General features: G+C 69.5%; 5 protein-coding genes. 2 read left to right on the top strand and 3 right to left on the bottom strand.

Annotated features, from left to right (window positions below):
* On the top strand, positions 1-1,346 hold a 1,346-nt coding region (locus AC16JP_RS11335), incomplete at its 5' end, for a hypothetical protein (protein WP_484340724.1).
* 10 nt (positions 1,347-1,356) lie between these two features.
* On the opposite strand, the gene AC16JP_RS11330 is transcribed toward AC16JP_RS11335, so the two are convergent.
* From AC16JP_RS11330 to sseA, 3 genes are read right to left on the bottom strand one after another with little or no spacing between them, the layout of a single operon-like run.
* Positions 1,357-2,781 (bottom strand): amidase, encoded by a 1,425-nt coding sequence (locus tag AC16JP_RS11330; RefSeq protein ID WP_484340723.1) that lies wholly within the window; start codon positions 2,779-2,781, stop codon positions 1,357-1,359.
* A gap of 1 nt (position 2,782) precedes the next feature.
* Complete coding sequence (metC, locus tag AC16JP_RS11325; RefSeq protein WP_484340722.1) at positions 2,783-4,030, bottom strand: cystathionine beta-lyase; 1,248 nt, start codon at positions 4,028-4,030, stop codon at positions 2,783-2,785.
* A complete protein-coding gene (gene sseA, locus AC16JP_RS11320) occupies positions 4,014-4,853 on the bottom strand; it encodes a 3-mercaptopyruvate sulfurtransferase (RefSeq protein ID WP_484340721.1) in 840 nt (279 codons plus the stop codon). The genes metC and sseA overlap by 17 nt, the downstream gene beginning before the upstream one ends.
* 181 nt (positions 4,854-5,034) lie before the next feature.
* On the opposite strand from sseA, the gene AC16JP_RS11315 reads away from it, so the two are divergent.
* On the top strand, positions 5,035-5,582 hold a 548-nt coding region (locus tag AC16JP_RS11315; protein WP_484340720.1), incomplete at its 3' end, for a hypothetical protein.

Raw genomic sequence — 5,582 nt, 5'->3', positions numbered from 1 at the left:
TCGCCAGCCGCTGGGGCCAGATCCTGTTGCAGCGCGCCCTGCTGACCCGCGCAAATGCCCCGGCCGGCATCAATCCGGCCGACTGGGTTGCCGCACGCGCCCATGCGCTGCTGGCGTTCGGCGCCGGCGCCGACGCGCATCGGCTGGTGTCGCAGATCGCAGTCGATCGCTACAGTCCGCGCCTCCATGCGGCCGCCCTGCAGTCGGCGCTTGCAACCGCGGATCCGATGGCGCTCTGCCCGCTGTCGCCGATCGCCAAGGCCGCCACCGGCTCGGCAACATGGGTGCTGGCCGACGCCATGTGCCTGTCGATCCTCGGAGACGATGTCGGCGCGGCCCAGATGTTCGACACGCTGCGCCGCGAGAACAAGCTGAACGAATTCGACATCGGCCTGGCCGAACGGGTTGCGTCGGCGACCGGCAGCGGCCGCCGGGGCGCAAATCCCGAATGGGGCGAAGTGAAGGGTCTGACGGCGTGGCGCCTCGGCATGGCGAGTGCGGCCGGCCTCGAAATTCCGGCCGCCCTGCTGGATCAGGCAACGCCGTCGCAGGCGGGCTGGATCGTGCGGCTGCCCGGCCTTTCGATCGGCGTTCGCGCAAGCCACGCGCCGGAAGCCGCCGCAACCGGCGCGATCAGCAGCGCCGAAATCAACCGCGTCCTTGCCGCCGAAGCCGCGACGCTGAACCCGTCGGACGTTGCGAAAAGCGCCGGCGGGCAGTTGCGCGCCGCCAATGTCGCGCCGGAAATATCGGCCCGGATCGATGCGTTGCAGAAGCTCTGGTCGCGTTCGGCGGCGGGTAGCGCCGACCGCTATGGCTGGCAGGTGGCCACTGCGCCCTCGGCTGCCCGCCTTCCGGCCAGTTCCGGCCTCGCCAGCGCCGCGCCCGAAATCGCCGCCAGCCTGATGGCCGCCGGGATCACCGCGCCTGCTTCGGGCTGGTGGCGGGCAACCGCCGACGCCGACCGCGACCTGCGCGCCAGGTTGTGGGGCATGATCGTGGCGGCAACGCCCGGCGTACCGGTCGAGGCGTCCCTGTTCGACCGCTGGGCCGACGATGTTCCCGCCCACCGCGCCGATCTGCTGGCGGCGGGCCTTGCCGGGCTGGGGCGCGGCGATGTCGGGCGCAAGTTCCCGCTGATCGAGAACGACTGGACCCGCGCCATGGACCGCGCCGTCGCCAGCCGCCACGCCGGTGAAGCGATGCTGCTGGCCGCGTCCGCGTTGCGCGGAAGCTGGGCCGAAGTCCCGCCGGACTATCTGCGCCGGATCGCAGCAGCACTGGTGATCCTTGGCTACAAGTCCGAGGCGGCGCTGATCGTCGCCGAAGCGGCAAACCGGGGCTAGCGAACGGGGGCTAGAGGGCGGGCCTCCGGGCCGCCCACGGTGCGGCCTGCTCGATCTGCCGCGCCAGTTGCAGCAGCAGCAGGTCGTCGCCGTAGCGGCCATGCGCCATGATGCCGATCGGCAGCCCGGCCGACGATTGCCCCAGCGGCAGCGTGATCGCCGGTGTGCCCGTCATGTTGGCAAGGCCGACGAACGGGCAGAAGCGGCTGTAGGTGTCGATGAACTGCTTGTGGTCGGGGTTCGACAGACTGAGCAGGCCCAGCTCGACGGGCGGTTCGGCAAGCGTCGGCGACAGCAGGATATCATGGCCTTCGAAAAAGCGGTCGAGCGCGATCGACCCGGCCTCCAGTGCACGAAGCGCCGATTCCTGTTCGAAACCGCTGCGCTGTTTGCCCATACGCCGCCAGTTGGCAACCGCAGGCTCAAGCCCGGATTCCGGATCCCTGCCCCACAGATCGGCGAACATCTGGATGTCGGTTGCGGTGCAGACGGCGATGTTGGTGACATTGGCAGCAGTCAGCCCCGCCCAATCCAGCGCGGGCGTCGCCCGCTCGACGTTGTGGCCCAGCGATTCCAGAAGGCGCGCAGCCGCTGCAAGCGCCGCCGACACGTCAGCGTCGATCGCACCGCCCAGCGGCGAGCCGTCCATCAGCGCCACCCTCAGCTTCCTGGGCGCGGCATCGATCGCGCCCAGCCAGCCGCCGGCGGGCAGCGGCGGGATGGCGCGGGTGCCGGGTGCGGGGCCGGCAATCACATCGAGGAACGCCGCGCAATCGCGCACCGTGCGGGCGATCGGGCCGTTCACCGCCATGCCGTTCCACATGGTTTCCATCCGCGGGCCGTGCGGCACCAGCCCGCGCGACGTTTTCAGCCCGACGACGCCGCAGCAACTGGCGGGCACCCGGATCGAGCCGCCACCATCCGAGGCGTGCGCCAGCGGCACGGCGCCCACCGCAACCGCAACCGCCGCGCCGCCCGAAGAACCGCCGGCGATGCGCGACGGGTTCCATGGGTTGCGGGTTTTGCCGGTGGCTTCGCTTTCGGTGCTGATCGTCAGGCCGAGTTCGGGCGTCGCCGTCTTGCCGAACGTCAGCAGACCGGCGGCGTCGGCGCGATCAACGATGATCGAGTTCCAGTCCGGCGTATAGCAAAGCGACCGGCTGCCCATGCCGGTGGGCTGCCCGGCGACATCGATGCCCAGATCCTTCACCAGAAACGGAACGCCCGCCAGCGGGCCGTCGCCCGGAAGCGCTGCCGCCTGCGCACGCGCACGTTCGGGGAACAGCCGGACGACATAATTGAAGCGTTCCTGCGTCGCGTCGACGACGGCGATCGCCGCGTCCAGCAATTCCAGCGGGCTTACCTCCCTTCGTTTCACCAACTGGCCAAGGCCTACGGCGTCGGTTTCACGATAGAGAGAGGCAATGCCGGTCATTTCAGATGCTCCTCATCCGGTGCAGGGCGGCATCGAGATCGGCGATCAGATCGTCCGGGTCTTCGAGGCCGATGGAAAGCCTGAGCGACAGGCCGGCGGCCCGGAAGCCGCCCAGCCGTCGCAGTTTTTCCGGGCTGGTGGGAATGCACAGGCTTTCGAAGCCGCCCCAAGAAAACCCGATTCCGAAGTGATGCAGCCCGTCGCAGAAGCGGGCGGCATCGGCGCGGCTGCCGACGTTCAGCACCAGCCCGAACAGGCCGGAACTGCCGGAAAAATCCCGCTTCCAGAATTCATGACCGGGGCAGTCGGCAAAGGCCGGGTGCAGCACGCGTTCGACCAGCGGATGCTGCTTCAGCCAGCCCGCCACCTTCAGCGCCGACCGCTGGTGCCGCTCCATGCGGACGGGCAATGTGCGGAAGCCCCGCAGCGCCAGCGCCGCCTCGTCGCCCGACACGCACTGGCCGATCTGCCAGGCGATGTTGCGCAGCCGGTGGAACAATGCGGGGGTCGCGCTGACCGAACCCATCATCACGTCGGAATGGCCGCCGACATATTTCGTCAGCGCCTGCACCACCATGTCGCAGCCGTTGGCGATGCCCTGGAAGTAGATGCTGGCGGCCCATGTATTGTCGAGCAGCGTGAAGACGCCGGCCGCGCGGGCGGCGGCGGTCATCACCGGGATGTCCTGCACTTCAAAGCTCAGCGAGCCGGGCGATTCCAGCACCAGAAGCCGGGTGTTCGGCCGGATCAGCGCCGCGATCCCGGCGCCGATCAGCGGATCATAGACTTCGGCCTCGACACCCAGCGTCTTCAGCAGGCCGTGCGAAAGCGCGGTCGTCGGGTCGTAGGCGGTGTCGGGGATCAGCAGATGATCGCCCGGCTCCAGCACCGCCAGCATGGCGCCGGCGATCGCCGCCACGCCCGAGGGATAAAGCATGGTTCCGGCCGCGCCCGGCTCAAGGCCGGTCAGCGCTTCGCGCAACGCCCAGGTGGTGGGCGTTCCCTTGCGGCCATAATACAGCGTGTCGTCGGGATGCGCGGCGGCCGCATCCATGGCGGCGATGGTTGGATAGAGGATCGTCGACGCGCGCCAGACCGGCGGGTTCACCACCCCGCCGGTACGCTGGTGATTCTGCGTCCATTCGGCGCGGCGCCCGGCTGTTGCGGCCCAGGTTTCCGTGCCTGCGCCGCCTGCCCGTGCGGGGTTCGCCGGTTCGTCAGGCTCCCGTGATTCAGGCACCCGTGACAACGGGCGTATCCGCCTGCGTGCCCCATTCCGCCCAGCTTCCATCATAGAGCGCGGGCGCCTTCGCCCCCAGCACCGTTGCTGCAAGCACGATCGAAGCGGCGGTGATCCCCGAACCGCAGGTGGCGATCAGCGGCTTCGCCGGATCGACGCCTGCGGCGGCAAAGGCCGCCTTCAGCGCTTCGGCGTCCTTCAGGTGGCCGTCATCGGTATAGAGGCTGGTCATCGGCAGGTTGCGCGCGCCCGGCATGTGGCCGGGGCGAATGCCGGGGCGTGGTTCCGGGTCGGTGCCGGCGAAGCGGCCCGGCGACCGCGCATCGACGACCTGCGCCGCACCCGATTTCAGGTTTTCGCGCATGTCGGCCAGCGACCGCACCGACGAGGTATCGGACCAGACGGTGAAGTGGCGGTGGCGAACCACCGGCTTGCCACTTTCCAGCCCGCCGCCTGCGGCCTTCCACGCATCGAGGCCGCCGTCGAGGACCGCCACCTGGTGCGCGCCGAACAGGCGGAACATCCACCACGCCCGCGCCGAAGACCGCAGCGGGCTGTTGTCATAGACGATGATTCGCGAACCATCGCCAAGGCCCATCGCCTGCGCGCGGCTGGCGAACTTTTCCGGGCTGGGAAGCATGAACGGCAGGCCCGAAGATGCATCGGCGACTTCCTCGAGGTCGAGGAAGACTGCGCCGGGAATGTGGGCAGCCTCGAACTCGGCCTTCGGGTTGCGGCCATGATCGGGCAGAAACAGCGATGCATCGACGATGCGCACGTCGCTCTTGTTGTATTCGGCCTTCAGCCACTCGGCACTGACGATCGCGTCCATCAAATCCCCACGTTTTCCAGATACCCGTAACCGGGCGAAACAACGCCACCCTTACCGGCGGGCGCCCGGCCCGACAAGCGCCCGCATGCCGGTCAGCGCCCCTCAAGCTGTGGCGCGGGCAGCCGTAAACCAGCCCAGACCATGAACCGCCCAAGGGTTGCAGAGGCGAGGAGAGTGCGCCGTGGAACAATATTCGCGTGGCGTCATGCGCCCGGCGCCGGCCGCCGGGCATCCGCCGCTTCACGATGCGCGCCAGCGGGGCTGGCCCGAGTGGGAGGGCCAGGCCGTCATCGAGCGGCGGATGGTGCGGCGCGCCGAAGCGATGTGGCTGGGAATCGGCGGCGACACACAGCCCGACGCACTGCCCGACGGCCGCGAAGCGCGCGCGTTCCTGCGGCCGCAGTTCGGCGCCAACGCCCTGCTTTGCGAGGCGGCGGATGGCGAAGCGCCGATGATCGTCGAGGCCGGGCCGGCGCTGCTCTCGCTGGCAGACTTCCAGCCGGGGCCGCTCCTCGCTTCGGCAGGGCAGCCGGGCAGGACCGCCGAACGTGCATCGGGCAGCGCGATGCACCAGCCCGGTGGATGCTTGCACATCGGCCGGGTGCTTGCCGAACTGGGCGAACGGACGATGCGGCTCGGGCAGCGGTGCCGGTTCGACGCCGATACCGCACAACTGCCGCTGGGCGCGCACGGCCCGTTGCGGCCGCCGATGCTGGTTCGCGCCATCGG

The organism is Sandaracinobacteroides sp. (assembly GCF_057137845.1).
This window is presented reverse-complemented; position numbering and strand designations above follow the sequence as displayed.

Bases quoted from the DNA above. Each gene is read 5' to 3' on its own strand.
- AC16JP_RS11330 (WP_484340723.1), bottom strand. From the start codon at position 2,781: ATGACCGGCATTGCCTCTCTCTATCGTGAAACCGACGCCGTAGGCCTT.
- sseA (WP_484340721.1), bottom strand. From the start codon at position 4,853: ATGGACGCGATCGTCAGTGCCGAGTGGCTGAAGGCCGAATACAACAAG.